Origin of the sequence: Pseudomonas azerbaijanorientalis, from assembly GCF_019139795.1 — a bacterium.
Lineage (GTDB): Bacteria > Pseudomonadota > Gammaproteobacteria > Pseudomonadales > Pseudomonadaceae > Aquipseudomonas > Aquipseudomonas laurylsulfatiphila.
In genome coordinates, this window is record NZ_CP077078.1 from 417133 (window position 1) to 440899 (window position 23767).

At 60.8% G+C, this 23767-nt stretch carries 20 protein-coding genes; 11 read left to right on the forward strand and 9 right to left on the reverse strand.

Annotation, left to right across the window (positions count from 1 at the left end):
* Window positions 1-123: 123 nt before the first annotated feature.
* The 3 genes from KSS91_RS01870 to KSS91_RS01880 form a co-directional block, all read right to left on the reverse strand.
* Window positions 124-2472: an FdhF/YdeP family oxidoreductase gene (locus KSS91_RS01870; protein WP_217836887.1), complete on the reverse strand. Its 2349-nt coding sequence runs from the start codon at window positions 2470-2472 to the stop codon at window positions 124-126.
* Window positions 2469-3323 carry a formate dehydrogenase accessory sulfurtransferase FdhD gene (fdhD, locus tag KSS91_RS01875; RefSeq protein ID WP_217836888.1) on the reverse strand — a complete coding sequence of 285 codons (855 nt, stop codon included), beginning with the start codon at window positions 3321-3323 and terminating at the stop codon, window positions 2469-2471. The genes KSS91_RS01870 and fdhD overlap by 4 nt, the downstream gene beginning before the upstream one ends.
* A 92-nt stretch (window positions 3324-3415) precedes the next feature.
* Window positions 3416-4303, reverse strand: a complete 888-nt coding sequence (locus KSS91_RS01880; protein ID WP_217836889.1) for a LysR family transcriptional regulator — start codon at window positions 4301-4303, stop codon at window positions 3416-3418.
* Window positions 4304-4431: 128 nt separating this feature from the next.
* On the opposite strand from KSS91_RS01880, the gene lysM reads away from it, so the two are divergent.
* Window positions 4432-4872, forward strand: coding sequence for a peptidoglycan-binding protein LysM (gene lysM, locus KSS91_RS01885; protein ID WP_102673942.1), 441 nt, complete (start codon window positions 4432-4434; stop codon window positions 4870-4872).
* A gap of 129 nt (window positions 4873-5001) precedes the next feature.
* Here the strand turns inward: lysM and yrfG are convergent, their stop codons facing one another.
* Window positions 5002-5664 (reverse strand): GMP/IMP nucleotidase, encoded by a 663-nt coding sequence (gene yrfG / locus KSS91_RS01890; protein ID WP_126048645.1) that lies wholly within the window; start codon window positions 5662-5664, stop codon window positions 5002-5004.
* An 88-nt stretch (window positions 5665-5752) separates the two neighbouring features.
* Here yrfG and nudE point away from each other — a divergent pair, with 88 nt between their 5' ends.
* The gene (nudE, locus tag KSS91_RS01895; protein WP_217836890.1) at window positions 5753-6319 is read left to right on the forward strand and encodes an ADP compounds hydrolase NudE; all 567 of its coding nucleotides are present in this window, start codon (window positions 5753-5755) and stop codon (window positions 6317-6319) included.
* Window positions 6316-7143, forward strand: coding sequence for a 3'(2'),5'-bisphosphate nucleotidase CysQ (gene cysQ / locus KSS91_RS01900; RefSeq protein ID WP_217836891.1), 828 nt, complete (start codon window positions 6316-6318; stop codon window positions 7141-7143). The genes nudE and cysQ overlap by 4 nt, the downstream gene beginning before the upstream one ends.
* A 140-nt stretch (window positions 7144-7283) precedes the next feature.
* On the opposite strand, the gene KSS91_RS01905 is transcribed toward cysQ, so the two are convergent.
* The 4 genes from KSS91_RS01905 to rfbC form a co-directional block, all read right to left on the reverse strand.
* Complete coding sequence (locus tag KSS91_RS01905) at window positions 7284-7739, reverse strand: YiiD C-terminal domain-containing protein (protein WP_217836892.1); 456 nt, start codon at window positions 7737-7739, stop codon at window positions 7284-7286.
* A gap of 41 nt (window positions 7740-7780) precedes the next feature.
* A complete protein-coding gene (locus tag KSS91_RS01910) occupies window positions 7781-9175 on the reverse strand; it encodes a sigma-54-dependent transcriptional regulator (protein WP_217836893.1) in 1395 nt (464 codons plus the stop codon).
* Window positions 9172-10980 carry a sensor histidine kinase gene (locus KSS91_RS01915; RefSeq protein ID WP_015093044.1) on the reverse strand — a complete coding sequence of 603 codons (1809 nt, stop codon included), beginning with the start codon at window positions 10978-10980 and terminating at the stop codon, window positions 9172-9174. Before KSS91_RS01915 ends, KSS91_RS01910 begins: the two co-directional genes overlap by 4 nt.
* A gap of 93 nt (window positions 10981-11073) precedes the next feature.
* Window positions 11074-11619, reverse strand: a complete 546-nt coding sequence (gene rfbC, locus KSS91_RS01920) for a dTDP-4-dehydrorhamnose 3,5-epimerase (RefSeq protein ID WP_217836894.1) — start codon at window positions 11617-11619, stop codon at window positions 11074-11076.
* 258 nt (window positions 11620-11877) lie between these two features.
* Between rfbC and KSS91_RS01925 the strand changes: the two genes are divergently transcribed.
* From KSS91_RS01925 to KSS91_RS01935, 3 genes are all read left to right on the forward strand, one after another.
* Window positions 11878-14790, forward strand: coding sequence for an aminotransferase (locus KSS91_RS01925; protein WP_217836895.1), 2913 nt, complete (start codon window positions 11878-11880; stop codon window positions 14788-14790).
* Between the two features lie 294 nt (window positions 14791-15084).
* On the forward strand, window positions 15085-16191 hold the full coding sequence (gene aguA / locus KSS91_RS01930) for an agmatine deiminase (RefSeq protein ID WP_015093047.1): 1107 nt from the start codon (window positions 15085-15087) through the stop codon (window positions 16189-16191).
* Between the two features lie 244 nt (window positions 16192-16435).
* Entirely contained in the window at window positions 16436-16648 is a 213-nt protein-coding gene (locus KSS91_RS01935; protein WP_217836896.1) for a hypothetical protein, read from the forward strand.
* A gap of 176 nt (window positions 16649-16824) precedes the next feature.
* Here the strand turns inward: KSS91_RS01935 and KSS91_RS01940 are convergent, their stop codons facing one another.
* Window positions 16825-18918 carry a TonB-dependent receptor gene (locus KSS91_RS01940; protein ID WP_217836897.1) on the reverse strand — a complete coding sequence of 698 codons (2094 nt, stop codon included), beginning with the start codon at window positions 18916-18918 and terminating at the stop codon, window positions 16825-16827.
* Between the two features lie 263 nt (window positions 18919-19181).
* Here KSS91_RS01940 and KSS91_RS01945 point away from each other — a divergent pair, with 263 nt between their 5' ends.
* From KSS91_RS01945 to KSS91_RS01965, 5 genes are all read left to right on the forward strand, one after another.
* Window positions 19182-19853: a DsbA family protein gene (locus KSS91_RS01945; RefSeq protein ID WP_217836898.1), complete on the forward strand. Its 672-nt coding sequence runs from the start codon at window positions 19182-19184 to the stop codon at window positions 19851-19853.
* Between the two features lie 260 nt (window positions 19854-20113).
* Complete coding sequence (locus KSS91_RS01950) at window positions 20114-21400, forward strand: OprD family porin (protein WP_217836899.1); 1287 nt, start codon at window positions 20114-20116, stop codon at window positions 21398-21400.
* 551 nt (window positions 21401-21951) lie between these two features.
* Window positions 21952-22173 (forward strand): tautomerase family protein, encoded by a 222-nt coding sequence (locus KSS91_RS01955; protein ID WP_007972813.1) that lies wholly within the window; start codon window positions 21952-21954, stop codon window positions 22171-22173.
* Window positions 22170-22826: a DsbA family oxidoreductase gene (locus tag KSS91_RS01960; protein ID WP_217836900.1), complete on the forward strand. Its 657-nt coding sequence runs from the start codon at window positions 22170-22172 to the stop codon at window positions 22824-22826. The genes KSS91_RS01955 and KSS91_RS01960 overlap by 4 nt, the downstream gene beginning before the upstream one ends.
* 44 nt (window positions 22827-22870) lie before the next feature.
* A complete protein-coding gene (locus KSS91_RS01965) occupies window positions 22871-23581 on the forward strand; it encodes an SDR family NAD(P)-dependent oxidoreductase (protein ID WP_217836901.1) in 711 nt (236 codons plus the stop codon).
* The last annotated feature ends 186 nt before the right edge of the window (window positions 23582-23767 follow it).

Sequence of the window (23767 nt, forward strand, 5' to 3'; positions counted from 1 at the left end):
TCTACCGCATTCGCGAGCAAGCCCGCTCCCACATTGGATCTTCAGCGAACACAAATTTTGTGTACGGCAGAGATTCAATGTGGGAGCGGGCTTGCTCGCGAAGAGGCCGGTTCAGGCGAAGCGTTACGCAGACCTGGCCATGATCAACCTGGTCTCGCTCGCCGCTTCCAACCGGATCGCCACGAATTTCGATGTCGGGGTATGGCTGCCATCGCCGGTGCTTTCCAGCGGCACCAGCGGATTCACTTCCGGGTAGTACGCCGCCGCTTGCCCGGCCGGGATGTCGAATGCCAGCAGGGTGAAGCCTTTCACCCGACGTTCGACACCATCGTCCCAGAGCGAAACGATGTCAGCCTTCTGCCCCGGTTTGAAGCCCAGGCGAATGATGTCGGCCTCGTTGACGAACAACACATCGCGTTGTCCCTTCACCCCGCGATAGCGGTCATTCAGGCCGTAGATCGTGGTGTTGTACTGATCGTGGGAGCGCATCGATTGCATGATCAGGTCCGGCAGTACACCAGTGGCGCGGGTGCGTTCGTGCACCAGATCTTTGGGCAGTGCGTTGGGGCGGAAATTGGCCCGGCCCGAGGCGGTATTCCACTTGCGTGCGCCGGCACTGTTGCCCAGGTAGAAGCCGCCGGGATTCTTGACCTTCTCGTTGAAGTCCGTGAAACCGGGAATGGTCTCGGCGATCAGGTCGCGGATGCGGCTGTAGTCGGCCACCAGCCAGTTCCAGTCCACCGGGTGGTTGCCCAGGGTCGCGGCAGCGATGCCGGCCAGGATCGCCGGTTCCGAGCGCATCTGGTTCGACAGCGGCTGCAACTGGCCATTGGAGGCGTGGACCATGCTGAACGAGTCTTCGACGGTTATCGCTTGCGGGCCTTCGTTCTGGATGTCGATGTCGGTGCGGCCCAGGCACGGCAGGATCAACGCGTCCTTGCCGTGGGTCAAATGGCTGCGGTTGAGCTTGGTGCTGATCTGCACGGTCAGGTCACAGTTTTGCAACGCCTGGAACGTGCGCGGGCTGTCTGGCGTGGCCTGGGCGAAGTTGCCGCCCAGGCCGATGAAGACTTTTGCCCGGCCTTCGGCCATGGCATGAATCGCCTCGACCACGTTGTGGCCGTTGTGGCGTGGCACCTTGAACTGGAAGCGGCGCTCCAGGGCATCGAGAAAGGCTGCCGGCGGGCGTTCGTTGATGCCCATGGTCCGGTCGCCCTGCACGTTGCTGTGACCCCGCACCGGGCACAGGCCGGCACCGGGGCGGCCAACGTTGCCGCGCAGCAGCATCAGGTTGGCGATCTCCTGGATGGTCGCCACCGAATGGCGATGCTGGGTGATACCCATGGCCCAGCACATGATGACGTTCTTGCCCTTGGCGTACATGCGCGCCGCTTGCTCGATCTCGACCAGGGTCAGGCCGGACTGCTCGACGATCTGCTCCCACGGGGTGTCGTCGATGGCCGCCAGGTACTCCAGCACATTGGCGCTGTGCTCATTGAGGAAGTCATGGTCGAACACCGCGGGTGCGCCGGTTTTCTGTGCGTCGCGTTCCCACAGCAAGAGAAATTTCGCCATGCCGCGCATGATCGCCATGTCGCCACCGAGGGCCGGGCGGAAGAACGCGGTGTTGGTCGGCTTGTCGCCGTTGGTGAGCATTTCGATCGCGTGCTGCGGGTGCTGGAAACGTTCCAGGCCGCGCTCCTTGAGCGGGTTGATGCACACCACTTGCGCACCGCGTTTCACCGCTTCACGCAGCGGTTCGAGCATGCGTGGGTGGTTGGTGCCGGGGTTCTGGCCCCAGACGAAAATCGCATCGGCGTGTTCGAAGTCGTCGAACGTCACGGTGCCTTTGCCGACGCCGACACTTTGCGACAGCGCCACACCGCTGGCCTCGTGGCACATGTTCGAGCAGTCAGGGAAATTGTTGGTGCCGAAGGCGCGCACGAACAGCTGGTACAAATAAGCCGCTTCGTTGCTGGCACGGCCCGAGGTGTAGAACTCGGCCTGGTCCGGGCTCGACAAACCGTTCAGGTGTTTGGCGATCAGCGCGAAGGCGTCGTCCCAACTGATCGGTTTATAGCGGTCCGTTTCGGCGTCGTAGCTCATCGGCTCGGTCAGGCGGCCCTGGTATTCGAGCCAGTAGTCGCTCTGCTCCAGCAATGAAGTGACGCTGTGTCTGGCGAAGAATTTGGCGTCGACACGGCGTTTGGTCGCTTCCCAGTTCACCGCCTTGGCGCCGTTCTCGCAGAACATCACCATGCCCTTTTCCGGAGAATCGCCCCAGGCGCAACCCGGGCAGTCGAAGCCACCGTTCTGGTTGGTCTTGAGCATGATGCGCAGGTTTTTCAGTGCGTTGTCGCTGGTCAACCAGGCCTGGGCCACGCTGATCAGAGCGCCCCAGCCACCGGCAGGACCTTTGTAGGGCTTGTAGCGAGGGACGGGGGTCTGGTCGGCTTGACGGTGTTGACTCACGCTTGATTCTCCAACGTTGGGCTGTAGACCCGCGGCGCATTCTTCTGTGGCAAATGGATGAGGTTGAGGTTGTGGCGCCGAGCCCATTGCACGGCAAGGCCCGTGGGCGACGACAGGCTGACCAGGGTCTGGATGCCGGCGCGCAGGACTTTCTGGATCAATTCGAGACTGCAGCGGCTGGTGACAATCGCCAGCCCGCCGGCGGTCGGGATGTTCTGGCGGACAAGGCCACCGATCAGCTTGTCGAGGGCGTTGTGTCGGCCTATGTCTTCGCGGCCCATCAGCAACTGGCCCTGATCGTTCATGAACACCGCTGCGTGCACCGCACCGCAATGCTGGCCCAAAGGCTGGAAGGCGCCGATGCGCTGGCGCAGGCCATCGAGCCATTCAACGGGTGGCAGCGGGGCGCCGGGCAATACCTGAAGGTCAGGCAACGCCTGCTCGACCGCTTCCACGCCGCACAACCCGCAACCGCTGGTGCCGGCCAGTTGCCGACGCTGCTGCTTGAGGTTCCAGAAGGCGCGATTGGCGATGGTCACTTGCGCGTATTGCGCCGAGCCCGAGCCAGTCAGTTGCAGGTCGTAGATGTCCGAGGCGTCCTGGATGATGCCGCTGCCCAGGCTGAAGCCGACAATGAAGTCCTCCAGATCCGTTGGCGTTACCAGCATGACCGCTTGGCTGATGCCGTTATAGGCAATCGCCAACGCGACTTCCTCGGCCAGCGCGGTGCTGTCCGATTCGACGCTTTCCGTTTCGGTGGGGCGGAAATTGCTGTAGCTGTACGTCTGGCTGGCGGCGGGCGCGGGCGTTTCGAGGGCAGGCGCCGCGCAGGCAGGGCGCTTGGTGTTCATGGCATCACCCACGGATTGATCAGCTTTAAGACTAGGCGCGGCAAACTGTCGCGTCTAATCGCTAATACTGATCTACCGATAGATGCCGTCGATCAAGCGCTCGTCAGTGATTGCTGATAAATCGCGAAACAGGCTTCCGCCAGGGCCGAGCGTGGCGCGCTGCGACGCATGATCAGCCCCAGGCGGCCAAGGGTCTGGGCGTTCTCGATCGGTTGCAGGCGCAAGTGGTCGGTCAACCCTTCGAGGCCACCGTCCAGGGGCATCACGGCGCAACACAGGCCGCCGTGCACGGCTTGAAGCAGTTGATGGACGGCGTCGGTCTGCAGCAAGGGTTGTGGGGTGAGGCCGCGGCTATGGAAGTTATGGTCGATGGACTGGCGAAAGTGCATGCCGCTGGTGAGCATGCCCAGTGGCAGCTCAATCAACGATTCCCAGCTCAGCGGCGCCTCGCCAAAGGTGAAGAAGCGTTGGTCGTAGAGCAGGCCCATGCGGGTTTCGCTGAAGGCCAGTGAGTCGAAATGTTCGGCGTCCAGGCGTTCCAGATAGGAAACACCGAGATCCAGGCGATTGTTCGCCAGTTGTTCGAGGATCTGCTCCGAACTCAAGGCTGAAAGCTCGAAGCGCAGGTTCGGGTGTTCGGCGTGCAGGCGTTGCAGCAGCGGCAGCGGATCGAAGCTCGACAACGGCACCATGCCCAGGCGCAACGTGCCGACCAGATTGCCGCGACAGGCGGCGGCCTCGGCATACAAGCCGTCATAGGCCGCCAACACCGTGCGCGCCCAAGCCAGCACCCGCTCGCCCGGCGCGGTGAAGCCTTCGAAGCGCTGGCCGCGATTGACCAGCGGCAGGTCGAGTTCTTCTTCGAGGCTGCGCAGGCGCATGGACAGGGTCGGCTGGGTGATGTGGCAGCGTGCGGCGGCCTGGCCGAAATGGCGGGTTTCGTCGAGCGCGATGAGGAATTTCAGCTGCTTGATGTCCATCTTCGCTCCTGGGCGCGGGAAGGTGCGGATTCTATCGCAAGCGGGGTCATTGGTCGGGTTGGATTCGCAAGTGGCGGCCGTGGTCTAGGCTTTTGCGTCTGGAACCCCAAACCCAAGGAGAGTGCACCATGAGTCTTTTGAGCTTTGTGAAGGAGGCAGGCGAAAAACTGCTGGATTTGCTGACGCCAGGCAACGCCAATGCCAGTGAGCAATTGAAGGAGCACATCAAAAAGGTCGGGCTGGGCAACCCGAATGTGCAGGCGACGGTCGATGGTGACAAAGTGACCGTGACCGGCGAAGTGGCAAGCCAGGAAGAGAAGGAAAAAATTCTGTTGGCCGTGGGCAATATTGCCGGGGTTGGCAGCGTGGATGATCAGATCACTGTGACCGGGCCGGTGGTGAAGGCCGCGGTGTTTGTCACCGTCGTGAAGGGCGACACCCTCAGCGCGATTTCCAAGCGCGTGTACGGCGATGCCAACAAGTACAACAAGATTTTCGAAGCCAACAAACCGATGCTGTCGCACCCGGACAAAATCTACCCGGGGCAATCGTTGCGGATTCCTGAGTAAGTCGTCAAACCGCGTGATGGCCATCGCGGGCAAGCCACGCTCCCACAGGATCTGCGTCGTTCGCATTCTTTGTGAAACGGCTCAGATTCTGTGGGGGCGTGGCTTGCCCGCGAAGCAGGCGCCTCGGTATCAAAGTCCTGCAATCAAATCCCGATAATCCCCGACCGCCGCAAACTCCGCCGTGTCCTTCGGCCCCTTGCGACTATCCGGTTCACGCACGGCCAGCAAATGCGCCACACCAAAATCCCGCGCACTGCGCAGGATCGGCAAGGTGTCGTCGATGAACAGGCTGCGCGCCGGTTCGAAATCGATATCGGCTTGCAGCGCATTCCAGAACTGCGGGTTTTCCTTGGGGAAGCCGTAGTCATGGGAACTGATCAGGCGCTCGAAGTAGGGCGCCAGTTCGATTTTTTCCAGCTTCAACGACAGCGCATCCCGATGGGCGTTGGTGATCAGCACCACGCGCTTGCCGGCCCGTTTGATCGCCGTCAGAAAGGTGTCGGCATCCGGGCGCAGGGCGATCAGATGCGCGGTTTCCAGTTTCAGGTCGCGCACCGACAGCTTCAGTTCGGCACTCCAGAAGTCCAGGCAGTACCACTGCAGCTGGCCGGCATTGCGCTCGAACAACGGCTGCAATTCCATCTCGGCCATGGCCCGGCTGACCCCGTGCAATTCGGCGTAACGCTGGGGCAGGTGCTCCATCCAGAAGTGGTTGTCGAAATGCAGGTCAAGCAACGTGCCGTCCATGTCCAGCAGAACGGTATCGATGTCGGACCAGGGTAATGAAGGCATGGCAACGTCTCGGGCAGTAGAAAGATTTCTGGCGTAAACAAACGGGAAAGCCGCGTTATAGTAGCGCGTTCACGCCAAGGAGCTTTGCATGCGCCAGAAACCCACCATACTCGCCCGCGAAATTGTCGCCACCAGTCGATTGTTCTGCGTGGAGGAGCTGAAGCTGCGCTTTTCCAATGGCGTGGAGCGTACGTATGAGCGCCTGGTTGGCAAAGGGGCCGGGTACGGCGCGGTCATGATCGTGGCGATGCTCGATGCCGAGCATGCGGTGCTGGTCGAGGAGTATTGCGGCGGTACCGATGAATACGAAATGTCTTTGCCCAAGGGTTTGATCGAGCCGGGCGAAGACGTGTTGGCGGCGGCCGAGCGTGAGCTCAAGGAAGAGGCCGGCTTCGGCGCGCGACAGTTGGAGCACCTGACCGAGCTGTCGTTGTCCCCCGGCTACATGAGCCAGAAGATTCAGGTGGTGCTGGCCACCGACCTCTACGAAGCGCGCCTGGAAGGCGACGAACCCGAGCCGATGCGGGTGGACAAGGTCAATCTGCATGAACTCTCGGCGCTGGCGCAAAACCCGCAATTTACCGAAGGCCGTGCCTTGGCGGCGCTGTACCTGGCCCGAGACCTGTTGACTCAGCGCGGAGCGTTCCAGTCATGAATTTTCCGCATCCGTTGATGGCTCCGGTCATTGAGCTGGCTTTGCAGGCCGGTGATGCGATCCTGCCGTTCTGGCGTACAGGCACGGCCGTCACGGCTAAGGCTGATGATTCGCCGGTGACCGCTGCTGACCTGGCCGCGCACCACCTGATTCTGGCGGGGCTGACGGCGCTGGATCCGGGCATCCCGGTGCTCTCCGAAGAGGACGCAAACATTGCGCAAAGTGTGCGGGCCGGATGGCAGCGCTGGTGGCTGGTCGATCCGCTCGATGGCACCAAGGAGTTCATCAGCGGCAGCGAAGAGTTCACCGTCAACATCGCCCTGATCGAAAACGGTCGGGTGGTGTTCGGTGTGGTGTCTATGCCGACCAATGGTCGTTTTTATGTCGGTGGCGCCGGCCTCGGCGCGTGGCGTGGCGATAAAGGTGGTACGCCAGTGGCGATCAAGGTGCGTGATGCATTAGCGCCCGGTGAGTCGTTCACCGTGGTGGCCAGCCGTCGCCATTCGAGCCCGGAGCAGGAACGTTTGCTGGCCGGGTTGAGCGCCAGTCTTGGCGAGCTGCAACTGGTCAACATCGGCAGTTCTCTGAAATTCTGTTTGCTGGCTGAAGGGGCCGCGGATTGCTATCCGCGTCTGGCACCGACTTCGCAGTGGGACACGGCGGCCGCCCAAGGCGTACTGGAAGGTGCGGGCGGTGAGGTGCTGGAGCTGAGCGGTGAGCCGTTCAGCTATCCGGCGCGGGAATCGCTGTTGAATGCGTTCTTTCTGGCGTTGCCGGCGAAGGCGGCTTGGCGGGAGAAGCTGCTGGAACTGGCACGCGCATAAGATCGTTCCCACGCGCTGATGCAAAATCCTTGTGGGAGCGAGCTTGCTCGCGATGGCGGTGGGTCAGGCAACTACAATGTTGGCCTGGACGACCCCATCGCGAGCAAGCTCGCTCCCACAGGTTTTGTGGTGGTCCCGATTTAGCGGTGCAACACGTACTGCCCGACAAACCTCACCGCATCCTCATCACGGCCTTCATTGACGACCCGTGTATGCAGCGTCAACCGAGCTCGGCTGTACCGCTGGAACGTGGTCAAAAATTTCTTCCAGATCACCGGATCCGGCGCCTGGCAAATGGCGTTGGCATCGCCCGTCACCGGCAGCGGATAGCTGATCTGCCCTTCCTGAATCACGATGTGCCCGTCCGTGATGCCTTCTTCCTTGAGGCGCAAATGCAGCCAGCCCCAACCGGCCAGGACCGCGCCGCAATACAGGCTGCCGCCGAACATGGTGCTCTTGTGGTTGACGTTTGCTTCCAGCGGCAAGTGCAGGCGCAGTTGCTGGTCATGCCAGTTGAGCACTCTGAGGCCCATGTCCCGGGTGAGGGGAATGTCGTGATGGAGGACTGATTCCAGTTGTCGACTGTCGCGGCTCATTCAGGGGGCCTCTTGCTTGAATTGGATGATTGGACGGTAGCTCAGTCGAGGTCATCAGGGTGGGCCGAAGCGCCACTGTCCGAGAAGCTCAAACCGTGCTTGCGTAGTTTGTCGTGCAGGGTCTTGCGCGGAATGCCGAGGGCTTCGGCGACGCTGCGCACGGAGCTGTGCGAGCGCGCCAGTTCGGCGGCGATGAGGGTTTTTTCGAAGTTCTCCACTTGCTCGCTCAACCCACCGCTGACGACTTCGGCCATAGGGCCAGCGCCGCCTTCCGGCGTGCTGTTGTCGAGGGCCAGTTCCAGCCCGAGGGCAAAACGCTCGGCCGCATTTTGCAGCTCGCGCACGTTGCCGGGCCAGGTGTGGCGCAGCAGCAGGGCACGTTGTCCTGGTTGCAGTTCATGGGGCGGCAAGCCGTGGCGGGCACTGGCTTCGTCGGCGAAATGCTGGAACAGCATCAGCGCGTCTTCGCCCCGTTCGCGCAAGGGTGGAATCCGCAGCGGCGCGACGTTCAGGCGGTAATACAAGTCGGCACGAAAGCGCCCTTGATCCGCTGCCTGGCGCAGGTCTTCCTTGGTCGCGGCGATGATGCGGATGTCCAGCGGGATCTGTTGATTGCCGCCCAGGCGTTCGACCACGCGCTCCTGCAGCAAGCGCAGCAATTTGACCTGCACATCCAGGCTCATGCTTTCGATTTCATCGAGGAACAAGGTGCCGCCATTGGCGAATTCGAACTTGCCGATGCGGCGTTTCTGCGCGCCGGTGAAGGCGCCGGGCTCGTGGCCGAACAGCTCGCTTTCGACCACTGATTCGGCCAGGGCACCGGCATTGATCGCCACGAACGGACCGTTACGCCGGCCTGATAGATCGTGCAACGCCCGGGCCACGACTTCTTTGCCGGCGCCGGTTTCGCCGAGGATCAGCACGTCGGCCTTGGTCGCCGCCAAGGCGCCAATCTGCTCGCGCAGGCGCAGCATCGAAGGTGAATGGCCAACCAGGCGGGCGCTCAGCTCGTTGCGGTCGCTCAAGGCCAACCGCAGGCTGCGGTTGTCCAGCACCAGCCGGCGCAGGGCCAGCGCGCGGCGCACGCTGTCGAGCAAGGCGTCGCTGGCGAACGGCTTCTCGAGAAAGTCATAGGCCCCGGCGCGCATGGCCTGCACCGCCAGTGGCACATCGCCGTGGCCAGTGATCAGCAGCACCGGCAATTCAGGGTCCTGGGCGTGCAGTTCGGTCAGCAGTTCCAGACCGTCCATGCCGGGCATGCGGATGTCGCTGACCACCACACCCGGCCAGTCGCGCTCCAGTTGCCCGGCCAGGCCCTTGGCTTCGGCCAGCGGCAGGATCTTCAGGCCGGCCAGATCCAGCGTCTGGCTCAAGGCCTGGCGCAAGTGGGGATCGTCGTCGATCAACACGACCTGAATGCGGTTGTCGATGGTCATGCACTTCGGTCCTCGGACGGTTGCAGGCTCACGCCTGGTGCGCCTGCGCGCAGCTTCAGGGTAATCAGGGCGCCGCCTTCCTTGTGGTTGGCGAACGACAGTTCACCCCCGAAGGCGCGCATCAGCGTTTCGCAAATCGCCAGCCCCAAGCCCAGGCCCTGGGTTCGGGTCTTGGTGGTGTAGAACGGCTCGCTGGCGCGTCCAAGGGCCTCCATGCAAAAGCCCGGGCCGTTGTCGCGAATGTACAGGTTGACGCCTTCGGCCGTGGATTGGGCACTCAACCAGAGTTTGCGTGGCGGGCCTTTTTCCGTCAGGGCATCCAGGGCATTGGCCAGCAGGTTGCCGAGCACCTGGCGCAGGCGGGTTTCCCCGGCCTCGACCCACAGGGTGGCGGCGGGCAGATCACGGATCAGCTCGACGTCCATGCTGCGTCGGCGCTTGGCCAGCAAGGCCAGGGCATCATCCAGCGCCGGTTGCAGGGCTACGCTTTCCGGGGCATGCCGGTCGCGCCGGGCAAAGGCGCGCAGGTGGGCGATGATCGAGGCCATGCGACCGGTCAGTTCGCTGATCAGCTTGAGATTGCCGCGGGCATCGTCGGTGCGCTGGTGGTCGAGCAATATCTCGGCGTTTTCCGCATAACTGCGAATCGCTGCCAGCGGCTGATTGAGTTCATGGCTGATGCTCGCCGACATGGTGCCCAGCGCCGACAGTTTGCCGGCCTGCACCAGATCGTCCTGGGCGCGGACCAGCTCCTGCTGGGCCTGCTCGCGTTCCAGTACTTCCTGTTTCAGGCGCCGGTTCAGGCCTTCGAGATCGCTGGTGCGCTCGGCGACCCGGCCTTCCAGTTCGCGGCGGGCCTTGGCTTCGAAAGCAATGCGATCGAGGTAATGGCGGCGGCGCTGCATCATCAGGCCAAGCAACAGCATCAACACCAGCAGCGTTGCACCGCCGATGGCCACCACCGTGCGCACCGGACGGTCGATCAAGGTGCGCGGGGCGAGGATGCTGACATTCCAGCCGGTTTCGGCAATCTGCTGGGTCTGGGTCAGCCAGGCGTTGGGGTTGAGCTCCAGCGGTTTGGGATCGCGGGTTGGATAGGGCTGGATCGCAGTGATGGCTTTGCTTTCGGCCTCGCTCAACGGGCGGGTCGAGCGGAATCGCCACTCCGGTCGCGAGGTGAGAATGACCACGCCGTTGTGGTCGGTCAGCAGCAGTTGTTCCGGGGTTTTGCCCCAGAGGCTTTCGGTGTGGTCGAGGTCGACCTTGACCACCAGCACCCCCATGATTTTTTCGCCATCACGCACGCCGGCGGCGAAGAAGTAACCGCGCTTGGCGGAGGTGGTACCCAAACCAAAGAAGCGCCCGAGCCGCCCGGCCATGGCTTCGCTGAAATAAGGCCGGAAGGAAAAATTGCGCCCGACGAAACTGTCGTGCTTGTCCCAGTTGGAGGCAGCCAGCGTCTTGCCGGTGGCGTCCATCAGGTACATGACTTCGGCACCGGTCTGGGTGGCGATATTTTTCAGCAGGCGGTTGGCATTGCCCTGGGTGACACCATCGTCCGGTGCACCGAGCACGGCGCGCAGGGCCGGAAGGTCACCGAGGATTTGCGGCAACACTTCATAGCGGTGCAGGGTGCCCAGCAGGTTGGCGACATAGAGGTCGAGGGTCTGACGATTCTGGCTGGCCAGTTCGCTGCGGTAATAGCGCTCGGCCAGATGCTCCAGCGGCCACAGCAACGGCGCCAGGCACAGTGCCAGCAGGGCCAGGCTGCGCCAACGGGGTCTGGGGGGGAGAGTCGGTTTCATGAGCAGCATGCGCCTGTGGGTACAGGCGCATTATGCCTAGGCTTGCCCGCCTTGGGTCAGCTGCATCTTGAAAGGCGAGTTTCAGCCGGCCTTTCAGGCAAAGACGTCAGCGTCCTTGAAAAACACGCCGGCCTGATCCTTGGCCGACAGTTGCGGCGTGCCTTCGAGTTGCCAGTCGATGGCCAGGTCCGGGTCATCCCAGCGAATGCTGCGTTCGGCCGATGGCGTGTAGTAGTCGGTGGTTTTGTACAGGAACTCGGCAAATTCGCTGAGTACGACGAACCCGTGGGCAAAGCCTTCCGGGACCCAGAGCTGCCGATGATTGGCGGCGGACAGCCGCACGGCGACCCATTTGCCGAAGTGCGGCGAACTGCGACGGATGTCCACGGCGACGTCCAGCACTTCACCGGCTGTGACGCGGACCAGTTTTCCCTGGGTATTTTCCAGCTGGTAATGCAGGCCGCGCAGCACACCCTTCTGCGAACGGGAGTGATTGTCTTGAACGAATTCGGTGTCCAGCCCGGTGGCCTCTTTGAACGCCCTGGCATTGAAACTCTCGTAGAAGAAACCACGATCGTCACCAAAGACCTTGGGTTCGAGGATCAGAACACCGGGCAGGTCGGTGGTCACTACATTCATGGTGGGCATCTCCAGATGCATGTGTTTAGGGCCGTCATTCTTGCGCAAAGTGCCATTGGAGGCGAGTGCCAGAACCAAAACCTGTGGGAGCGGGCTTGCTCGCGAACGCGGAGTGACAGGCAACCTGAATGTGACTGACACGCCCTCTTCGCGAGCAAGCCCGCTCCCACAAATGCCCTCATAGCGGCTTGCGGGGGGTTGCGTATCGCCCGAAGCAGTGGCGATATAGGCGCCTAATAAAATTTCAGGGGTTGTTGTATGCCGCTCGCCACGTTGATTCATCGCGCCAGTTTGCCCAGCCCGCAGGTGTCTGCGGAGCAAGCGCTAGAGCTGCTGGAAGAACATTACGGGTTCAGCGGCAGACTGCAGCCCCTCGGCAGCCAGCAAGACCTGAACTACCGCGTCGACAGCGAGCGGGGGCGTTTCGTCCTGAAAATCTGCCGTGGCGACTACTCGGTCGTTGAGCTTCAGGCACAGCATGCCGGGCTCAAGCACTTGGGCGAGCACCCCGATGTCCATGTGCCGCGTGTTATCGCGGCGAAAAACGGTGCAGACCTGCTGTCTCTGGACGTGGGTGGCCAGGCAGTGCACGTTCGTCTGCTCGACTACATCGAAGGCCAGCCGCTGACGAGCCTCGGCCATTTCAACCCGACGGTGGTATCCGGTTTCGGTCGCCTGTGCGGTGAAATGGACCTGGCCCTGGCGGATTTCGATCATCCGGGCCTGGTGCGAACCCTGCAATGGGACGCTCGCCATGCTCACGCCCTGATCGCGCACTTGCTGCCGGTGATCAAGGATGAAGCCCAGCGCAAACTGATCGTCGAAGCGTCTGCACAAGCCGAGCGGCATTTGCAGCCGCTGGAAGCCAGGCTGCCGGTGCAGGCCATTCATATGGACATCACCGACGACAACGTGGTGTGGCAGCGCGATGCGCAACGCCATTGGCAACTGCAAGGCGTGATCGATTTCGGTGACCTGGTGCGTACCTGGCGCATTACCGATCTGTCGGTCACCTGCGCCGCGCTGCTGCATCATGGCGAGGGCGATCCGTTCTGCATTTTGCCGGCAATCCAGGCTTACCACGCAGTCAACCCTTTGCAACACGAAGAGCTGCTGGCGCTGTGGCCGCTGATCGTCGCCCGTGCGGCGGTGCTGGTGCTCAGTGGCGAACAGCAGGTCAGCATCGATCCGGGCAATGCCTACAGTCGCGATAACCTGGTCCATGAATGGGAAATCTTCCGTGTGGCCACGTCGGTGCCGTTGGCATTGATGGAAGCGGCGATCCTCACTGCTGTCGGCCACAGTCTTCCGGCCATTGGCAGTGAAGGCTTTGCGCCGCTGTTGCCAAGCCTGGTGGGGCGTGAGTTCGCCTTGATCGACCTGGGGGTGCTCAGCCCGCATTTCGAAGCCGGGAACTGGGAGCAGGAGGGGGTCGATCAGCGCTTGCTGGATGAAGCCGCCGCAGCTCATGGCCTGGCGGCCAGTCGATATGGACAGTACCGCCTGTCCCACACCCGCCCGGACAGTGCCACCGAACCGGACACTTGCCCCTTGCACGTTGAACTGCGTGTGCCTCAGGGCACGACGGTCGAAGCACCGTTTGCCGGTGTGGTGCACCAGCCGTCGGCGGGCGTGCTGCAACTGGACGGCCCGCAATTGAGTGTGCGGCTTTGGGGTGTCACGCCGTCGCTGCACAGCGGCGCGGCACTGGTCAAAGGCCAGGTACTGGGTTCGGTCAGCGGGCCGTTGATCGTGCAGTTGAGCCGTGGCGCGTCGATCGATGCCCCGTTGTTCTGCACACCATCGCGCGCCGCTGCCTGGCAGGCACTGTGCCCATCACCTGCGGCACTGCTGGGGCTGGCCTGTGATGCCGAAGCAGAACTCGACGGCGCGACCTTGCTGGCCCGGCGTGACGCCAGTTTCGCCCGAACGCAAAAACATTATTACGTCGACCCGCCGCGCATCGAGCGTGGCTGGCGCAACCATTTGATCGACATGCAGGGGCGTTCCTACCTCGACATGCTCAACAACGTCGCGGTATTGGGCCACGGTCATCCGCGCATGGCGGCGGTCGCCAGTCGCCAGTGGTCGTTGCTCAACACCAACTCGCGTTTCAACTACGCGGCCGTGGCCGAGTTCTCCGAACGCTTGCTGAAACTGTCCCCTGACGGCATGGACCGCGTGTTCCTGGTCAACAGCGGCAGCGAGGCCAACGACCTGGCGATTCGGCTGGCGTGGGCCTACAGCGGCGGCCGCGACATGCTCAGCGTGCTGGAGGCCTATCACGGCTGGACGGTGGGCGCGGACTCGGTGTCGACCTCGATCGCCGACAACCCCAAGGCCTTGAGCAGCCGCCCGGACTGGGTACACCCGGTGACCGCGCCAAACACTTACCGCGGTGAATTCCGTGGCCCCGACAGTGCGCCGGATTATGTGCGCAGCGTCGAGCACAACCTGGCGAAAATCGCCGAACAGAAACGCCAACTGGCCGGTTTCATCTGTGAACCGGTGTACGGCAATGCCGGCGGTATCTCGCTGCCACCGGGCTATTTGAAGCAAGTCTATGGCATGGTCCGGGCCCAGGGCGGCGTGTGCATCGCCGACGAAGTGCAGGTCGGCTACGGACGCATGGGCGATTTCTTCTGGGGCTTTGAAGAGCAAGGTGTGGTGCCGGACATCATCACCATGGCCAAAGGCATGGGCAACGGCCAGCCATTGGGCGCGGTCATCACCCGCCGGGAAATCGCCGAGGCGCTGGAGGCCGAGGGTTATTTCTTTTCCTCCGCCGGTGGCAGCCCGGTCAGTTGCCAGGTCGGCATGGCCGTGCTGGATGTGATGGAAGAGGAAAAACTCTGGGAGAACGCTCAGGTCGTTGGCGGCCACTTCAAGCAGCGCCTCGAAGCGTTGATCGATATTCATCCGTTAGTGGGCGCGGTGCACGGTTCCGGTTTCTACCTGGGCGTCGAGTTGATCCGCAACCGCGAAACCCTGGAGCCGGCCACCGAGGAAACCACCGCACTGTGCGATCGTTTGCGGGAACTGGGGATCTTCATGCAGCCGACCGGCGATTACCTGAACATCCTCAAGATCAAGCCACCGATGGTCACTTCGCGCCAGAGCGTGGATTTCTTCGTGGACATGCTGTCGAAGGTGCTGGCGGAAGGGTTGTAGACACAATCCCCCTGTAAATGCGGGCCAATGTGGGAGCGGGCTTGCTCGCGAAAGCGGCATTCCAGGCTCAATATTTGCGTCGGATGTACCGGCCTCTTCGCGAGCAAGCCCGCTCCCACAGGAAGGGTGGTTTTAATTCGATTGATATCGGCTTTATGTCGGTTATTTTTGTAGATACGGATTGGTAGTGCTTTAAAAGCCGATATTTATCGGATATAAAGTGGCCAGTCCACGGCGTGTATCCATGCGCTTTCTTTTCTGTCAGGCATCAACGCCACTCCGGAGTCCTGAGTCATGACCACGTTGAACAGCACCCCTCGCGCCGACGGCTTCTACATGCCAGCCGAATGGGCACCCCAAACCCAGACCTGGATGATCTGGCCCGAGCGCCCGGACAACTGGCGCCTGGGTGGCAAACCGGCACAGGCCGCGCACGTGGCCGTGGCCAAGGCCATCGCCCGTTTCGAGCCGGTCACCGTGGCGGTTTCCGCCGGCCAGTACGAAAACGCCCGTGCCCGTCTGGACATGCCGAATATTCGCGTAGTGGAAATGTCCAGTGACGACGCCTGGGTTCGCGATTCAGGTCCGACTTTCGTCATCAATAACAGTGGCGAAGTCCGTGGCGTGAACTGGGACTTCAATGCCTGGGGCGGTTTTGACGGCGGTCTGTATTCGCCGTGGAACCGTGACTCGCAGGTCGGCGGCAAGATCCTCGAGATCGAACGCAGCCCGCGTTACCGCACCGAAGGCTTCGTACTTGAAGGCGGTTCGATTCACGTCGACGGCGAAGGCACGCTGATCACCACCGAAGAGTGCTTGCTCAACCGCAATCGCAACCCGCACATGAACCGCGAAGAAATCGAAGCGGTCCTGAGTGCGAACCTGGCTGTGGATAAAATCATCTGGCTGCCGGATGGCTTGTTCAACGACGAAACCGACGGCCATGTGGATAACTTCTGCTGCTACGTGCGTCCGGGTGAAGTGCTGCTGGCCTGGACCGATGATCCGCAGGACCCGAACTACCCGCGCTGCCAGGCGGCGATGAAAGTGCTGCAAAGCAGCACCGACGCCAAGGGTCGCCCGTTCACGGTGCACAAAATGCCGATCCCGGGCCCGCTGTTTGCGACCGAGGAAGAATGTGCCGGAGTCGATCCGGTAGATGGTACTCAGGAACGTAACCCGACTGTGCGTCTGGCCGGTTCCTACGTGAACTTCCTGATCGTCAACGGCGGCATCATCGCGCCATGCTTTGACGACCCGCAGGATGGCCCGGCAAAGGAAATCCTGCAGAACCTGTTCCCACAGCATGAAGTGGTGATGGTGCCTGGTCGTGAACTGTTACTGGGGGGCGGCAATATTCACTGCCTTACCCAGCAGCAACCCGCGCCACACAAGGAGTGAGTGAGGTCGTAACATCTTGAGTTGATTGCGAAATTTCTCAACCTGTAAATCAACCTCCCGCAATTCGCAGAGCCCGCAGCCCTTCAGGGTTGCGGGCTTTTTTGTATCCGCGAGGCCACACTTCAGACACCTTGGCACAGCTCTTGTATCTCTGTTGTTGTAACTCGGGGAGGGGGAGAACTTCGATGTTCTGTCATAAACCTTGGATAAGTTAGCCGCTCACAAACCGGGAGAGAGCGCTGAAATGAACGCCGAAGTGGACGTAGTGAGCGACAAGGCGTTGCATCCCCTGGCCGTAAACAGCGAATCGCTCCAGATTCTGGCGCAGTGGTTCAAGTCCAATGGAATGCGTCAGATCAGTGAAACTGATCCGCGCCGGACGATGATCGAGCGTTACCCTGCTGGTTTATTCAGCGAAGCGGAACTGGATGCGTTGTGGGATGTAATGGAAGGATAAGAAGAACAACAACGGATTGATCAAGAAAAAGCGCTGCCGGGATGGCAGCGCTTTTTTTTCAGCACTCGGAACCCTGTGGGAGCGGGCTTGCTCGCGAAAGCGGTGTGTCAGCAACGTTGTCATTGGCTGACACGACGCCTTCGCGGGCAAGCCCGCTCCCACAGGTTTTGTGGTGTCTAGAAGCTGTAGGTACCCGTCACCACCAGGCTACGCGGTGCCCCAGGCTGGATCTGGAATGCACTGGTCGCCGATGAGTAATACGTCTTGTCGCTGATGTTGTTCAGCGCCGCGCGCAAATCCCAATCGTTCTGACGGAAGCCCGCCAAGGCGTCCCAGCGGCCATAACCCGGCAACACGACGGTGTTGAGGTTGTCGGCATAGCGGTCACCAACCAGGGTCAAACCGGTTTCGGCATACCAGCCCATTTCCGGTTTCCAGGTCAGGAACAGGCTGCCGTTGTGCTTGGCCACGTTGTTGACGCGCTTGCCTTCCAGGCCATTGTTGTCCTTTTCGATGGTTGCGTCCTGCAGACCCACGCCACCGCGCACGTACCAGTTGCCGGTAATCCTGCCGGCAGCGGTCAGCTCGATACCGCGAGAACGTTGCAGCCCGGAGAGCAGGGTAATGGTCGGGTTGTTCGGATCGCTGGTGCGGCGGTTGTAGAGCTCCAGCTCGTAGATGGCCAGCGTGGTGCTCAGGCGATCATCGAGCCAGTCACTCTTGACCCCGATTTCCTTCTGCCTGGTCAGCTCGGGGCTCAGGTCATTGCTGTTACCGGCCGCACCCGGGGTGATGCCGATCAAGCCACCACCGACCGGCGAGAACGTCTTGCTCCAGGACGCGTAGAAGGAGTGATTTTGCAGCGGCGTCCAGACCACGCCAACGCGAGGGCTGGTGCTATGGCTATCACTGTCTTCGGAAATGTTGCGCACCTTGTTGGTCGACTCGATATCGAACGTGTCGTAACGCAGGCCGGCGAGCAACTGCCATTGATCGTTCAGGCGCAGTTGATCCTGCACATACACCGCACGGCTCTCGACCTCGGTATGGGTGTTGCTCGACACCACCATGCGCCCGGTATGACGCAAATTGCGGTCGGGGGCGTACAGGTCCAGCGCCGGCACCGGGGAGCTGCCCGGCCCGGAAGTGGCGGCGGTGTACAGCAGCGGGTCGCGGCGCTGGCTGCCGATCTCGATGCCGGTGAGCAAGCGGTGCTCCAGGCCGAAAGTATCGAAGCCACCTTCCAGCTCGACGTTGTTGTAGACGTTGCGGGTATTCAGGTCCTGCTGCCAGTGCTGGCGCGTGACCTTGTTGCTGGCCGGGACATAGCCGCTCAAGTAAGTATTGTCGAAATCGCTGTCGAGCTTGAACACACCCAGGGTCTGGCGCAGTTGCCAGTTGTCGCTCAGTTCATAAGTGAGTTTCGAACGCAGGGATTGCGCCTTGTCGTCGATGAAATCGTTTTCACTGCCGTAGGTGGTATCGCGTCCTACGTCGGCCGGGCGGCCGTTTACACCGGGGATGCCACGATCCGGCGTGCGGTTGTAACGGCTGTATTCGTACTGCACCAACCAGTTCAGGTCGGGTGTCAGCTGCCAGCTCATCGAGGGGGCGAACAGCTGGCGATTGCCACTCACGCCATCGCGAAAGCTGTTCTCGTCCATGTTGCCCATGTTCAGGCGCAGGCTGATGTTTTCGGAAGGATCGGTACTGAGGTCGGCATACAGACTGCGCAAGTCCTCGCTACCGCCCTGGGCTTCAAGGGTCGAGCGGCGACCGAACTCGGGCAGTTTGCTTACCCGGTTGACGATCCCGCCCTGGCTGCCACGGCCATACAACACGGCGGCCGGGCCTTTCAGGACGTCGATGCGTTCGATGTTGTGCAAGTCGCGCACGTACTGGCTGTCGTCGCGGATGCCATCGAGATAGAAATCGTTGCTGGCGTCGAAACCGCGGATGCGCAGGCTGTCGAAGCGTGTGTCGGCGCCGCTGCTGACGTTGGGGATGCCACTGAGCGCCGTGCCCAGATCGTTGCTGCCGTAATCCATCACGTTCGAGGTTTTGATCGAATCGATGGCTTGTGGCACGTAGCGCACCGGCGTGGCGGTCCGGGTCGCCGTGTTGGTTTCTGTCACGCGCGGGTCGTCGGCTTCAGCTTCGGCGCTGATCGATGTGACAGGCAAGGTGGTCGGTGCAGCGAAGGAAAAACCGGCAGACAACAAGGCAGAGAGCCCAAGGCTGTAGGGCGCAAGGCGAAAAGGGGCTGGCATTGAAGAGCGCATCCGTGGGATTTTTAGGTTGAAGCATGTGGAGGGCGCGAATAGTAATGCTTGTCATTTACTGTTGTTAGTGCTTATTGAGAGCTTTTCTCATTTGATTGTTTCGAATTATTTCTGAGTTGATACAAAGGGTTTGTTCAGTCATTCGACCGATTCAAGCAACAGACTGAAAGCTGATCCGGCGTTTTTCCGAAACCGCTGTGGCACTAATCTGCCGACATCGAATTTTCCTGAATTTCTATCGGAGCTTTCCCATGATCCTGCATTACATCTACGACCCGTTGTGCGGTTGGTGCTACGGCGCCAAACCGCTGGTGCAAGCCGCCCAGGCTGTGCTGCCCGTGCTTGCCCACGGCGGCGGCATGATGACAGGAGCCAATCGGCAAAAGGTTTCGCCACAACTGCGCAGTTACGTCATGCCCCATGACCGGCGCATTGCCGAATACAGCGGGCAGCCGTTCGGTGAAGCTTATTTCGAAGGTTTGCTGCGAGATCACAGTGCCGTGTTCGATTCGGCTCCACCCATCGCTGCGGTGCTGGCGGCCGAGCAAATGGCAGGTCGCGGGCTGGAGTTGTTGGAGCGTTTGCAAAGTGCTCACTACGTGGAAGGGCGCCGCATCGCCGACGAGTCGGTACTGCTTGAACTGGCCCACGGTATGGGGTTGGAGCCTCAAGCCTTCGAAAGAGCCTTCGGGGCAGCCGACACCGAAGGCCATATCAAGGACAGCCGGGCTTTGCTGGCCAAGGTGGGCGGGCAGGGTTTTCCGACCCTGGTGCTTGAACACAATGGCCAATTCACCCTGATCGATATCGGGCCATGGCTGGGCAAACCCCAGGCATTTGCGCAATGGCTGGGTCAGTCGCTGCCGGAGCAGCACTCATCCAATACCGTAGCCGCCTGTGGTCTCGAAGGCTGCGTCGATTGAATATTCCTGCCGCGTAAAGCAGTTTCTTAGACGTTTTTCGCCTGTTTTTAGAAGATTCATGAAATTGACACATCGTCAAAGGCGCGGCTACGATTCGGCCCAACGCCTGTGGCCGACCGCCACGACTCAAAAACAATAAAAGGCCCGCCGCGAGAAATCGTGGGCGGGCCTTTTTGTTTTCGCCTTGAAATAAGAGCGCAATAGCGCCGTTTCGGCCATTCGACACAGCGCGTATCAACCGTATCAAGGAAAAAAACAAAATGTTGAACAAGAGAATCAGCCTGATTGCTCTGGGGATGTTGAGCGCTACACAGGCCATGGCGAACGACCAGGCCGAATCCAAGGGTTTCGTTGAAGACAGCAACCTCAAAGTGCTGCTGCGCAACGCCTACATCAACCGTGACTACAAAGACGGCAACCCGGATAAATCCGAGTGGGGCCAGGCGGCCATCGGCACGTTCTCGTCCGGCTTCACCCAGGGCACCGTGGGTGTGGGCGTCGACGCTTTCGGCCTGTACGCATTGAACCTGGAGCGCAGCGAAGACCGTAGCGGCGCGCAAGGCATCGATTTCTTCAAAAAGGGCGACAGCGGCCAGCCGGCTGACGACCTGTCCAAGGGCGGCGCAGCGATCAAGTTCCGCCTGTCCAGCACCACCCTGACCTACGGCGACCAGATGCCGGCCCTGCCGGTGCTGAGCTACGACAACTCGCGCCTGCTGCCGGAAAGCTACACCGGCACCCTGATCACCTCCAGGGAGATCAAAGGCCTGCAACTGGACGCCGGTCGCTTCACCGCCGAATCGCGTAAAAGCGCTGAAGGCCGTGACAGCGGTGGCTTGAAGTCGATCAACGTATTGGGCGGTAGCTACCAGTTCACCGAACAATTCAAGGCCGCGCTGTACGCTTCCGACGTCGAAGACGTGCTGAAGAAGCAATACGTGAACGCCAACTACGTGTTCCCGGTCGACAAGGATCAGTCCCTGACCCTGGACTTCAACGGCTACCGCACCAAGCTGGACGATTCCTACGTCCGCGAAAACGGTATCACTGGCGACGACAACAAAATCTGGAGCCTGGCGGCCACCTTCATCACCGGCCCGCACTCGTTCACCCTCGCGCACCAGCGCAGCACCGGTGACAGCAACCTGGGCTACGCCTACGGCGGCTACCAGAAAGACCAGGGTCGCGTCGGCGACGGTGGCAACACCATCTACCTGGCGAACTCCTACTGGTCCGACTTCAACGCCGAAGACGAACGCAGCTGGCAGCTGGGCTACGGCCTGGACTTCAGCACCTTCGGTGTACCGGGCCTGAGCTACAACTTCGCCTACGTACGCGGTGACAACATCACCACCTCCACCAGCGAAGGCGGCACCGAGCGCGAGATCTTCAACCAGATCAAATACGTCGTCCAGAGCGGCCCGGCCAAAGACCTCAGCGTGAAACTGCGCAGCTCGGTCCTGCGCGTGTCGCAGAAGTCGAGCGAGTACAACGTGAGCGGCAACGAAGTGCGTGTGTTTGTGGATTACCCGATTAACATCTTTTGATGAGTGGTTGCGGTATCGAGGCCTGATCAGTGGCTGAGAAAAGAAAGAGCCCCGACTGGATCGGGGCTTTTTTGTGGGCATAAAAAAGCAACCGATAAGGCTGCGTTTAAAAGAGGTCTCACCCGGGCGCTGATATTCAGGTCATCAACGGGGTTCCTAACGCCGACTATCGTCACCTGAAGGCAGTTGGTTTCGCGCTAGAGGATATCGAACAAATCAGTTTCAGAAGGACTTGCTGGCGTCTGTTCGCGAAATGAATGAGAGCCGCGTCAGCCCTATCGCGGAGGGTAAGCCTTAACAATGCATTCGCGCTTCAACGCGAACGTGTCGCCCGCAGCGACATGTCCCGAAGACGTGTCGCAAAAAGTGGAAAATTGCGACACGTAAGCAAATGGACGACAGAAAAAACGGCATAGAGTCCTACAGTAATCATTACACCACGTAACGAATGAAGTTCCCGCCCCCACCTTTATCCCCTCCCGCCAACCCCATACATTCATCTCCAACGCCTCTCCCATCATCCCGACGGGAAGGTCACTGGAGTTGCCCTCATGCCTTTCGTAACTGTACGCATCACCCGCGATGGCGTTACCACTGAGCAGAAAGCTCAGGTGATCGCCGAAATCACTGAAACCCTGGAACGCGTTCTCAACAAGCGCCCTGACCTGACCCACATCGTGATCGAGGAAGTCGACACCGATAACTGGGGTTACGCCGGAATTACCACCACCCAGTACCGCAAGCAACTGGCCGAGGCGGAGGGCAAGTCATGACGTCCTCCGTCACCATCGATTTCATTTCCGATGTGGTGTGCCCCTGGTGCGCGCTGGGGGCGACGGCGCTGGAGCAGGCGATCGAGAACGTGGCCGGGGAAGTCTCGGTCGAGCTGACCTACAAGCCGTTCGAATTGAACCCGAACATGCCGGCTGAAGGTGAGCCAGCGGTCGAGCACCTGATGCGCAAGTACGGGAGAACCGCCGCCGACGTCGCCGCCGGCAAGGCCATGCAGATCACTCGCGGCGAGGCCATCGGCTTCAAATTCGATCTGGAGAAGCGCACGCACTTCTACAACACCTTTGATGCACACCGTTTGTTGCTGTGGGCGTTGCAGGAAGGGCGGCAAGTCGAGCTGAAGAAGGTCCTGCTGCGGGGCTATTTCAGTGAAGGCCAGAACCCGAGCGATCACCAGGCACTGGTGAGTCTGGCGACTGAAGCGGGGCTGGACGGTGCAGCTGCACAAGGGGTGCTGGCGTCCGGTGCGTTCGCCGCTGAGGTGCGGGAGCTTGAAGCGTACTACCAGCAGCGCGGCATCAATTCGGTGCCGGCCATGGTGCTGAACGGTCGCCACCTGGTGTCCGGCTCGCAATCGGTCGAGTACTACGAACAGATGTTGAGAGAAATGGCCAAGGCACCGGCCGACGCCTGATTACAGATTTTCTACCCCACTTTTAATTGTCAGAGGTCTTCATCATGAGCATTTCGAAAAAAGTCATCGTAATCACCGGCGCGTCACAAGGTCTCGGCGACGGTATGGTCAAAGCCTTTCGTGAACTCGGTTACCGGATCGTCGCCACTTCGCGCTCGATCAAGCCATCCACCGATCCGGACATTCTCACCGTGGCCGGTGACATCGGCGAGCCGGAAACTGCCCGGCGCGTCATCCGTGAAACGATGTCCCGTTTCGGTCGCATCGATACCCTGGTCAACAACGCTGGGATCTTCATCGCCAAGCCGTTCACCGCATACACGGCAGAAGACTACGCCAATGTGTTGTCGGTGAACGTCAATGGCTTCTTCTACATCACTCAACTCGCCATCGCCGAGATGGAAAAGCAAGGCAGCGGCCACGTCGTCAACATCACCACCAGCCTGGTGGATCACGCCATCGACGGTGTGCCATCGGTCTTGGCTTCGCTGACCAAGGGCGGCCTTAACGCAGCAACCAAATCCCTGGCGATCGAATACGCCAAGCGCGGAATCCGGGTGAACGCGGTCAGCCCGGGCATCATCAAGACCCCGATGCACGGCGCAGAAACCCATGAAGCACTGGGCAATCTGCACCCGGTCGGGCACATGGGCGAGATAGACGATATTGCGCAGGCGGTCGTGTATCTGGACGGCGCCAAGTTTGTTACTGGCGAAATCCTGCACGTGGATGGCGGGCAGAGTGCAGGTCACTGAGGCCTGATTTTCCGGACGACAGAAACAACAAAGCCCTCGTATTTCTACGAGGGCTTTGTTTTGTAGGGGGCAGGCACCAGGAATCGCCCCCTGGAACTACTGATAACAAGCGGCTTGTCCCGGCGTTTTTCCATGATTCGCCAGATAACTAAAACCAGAAAAATCCGTTGTATACGAAACAAGGAA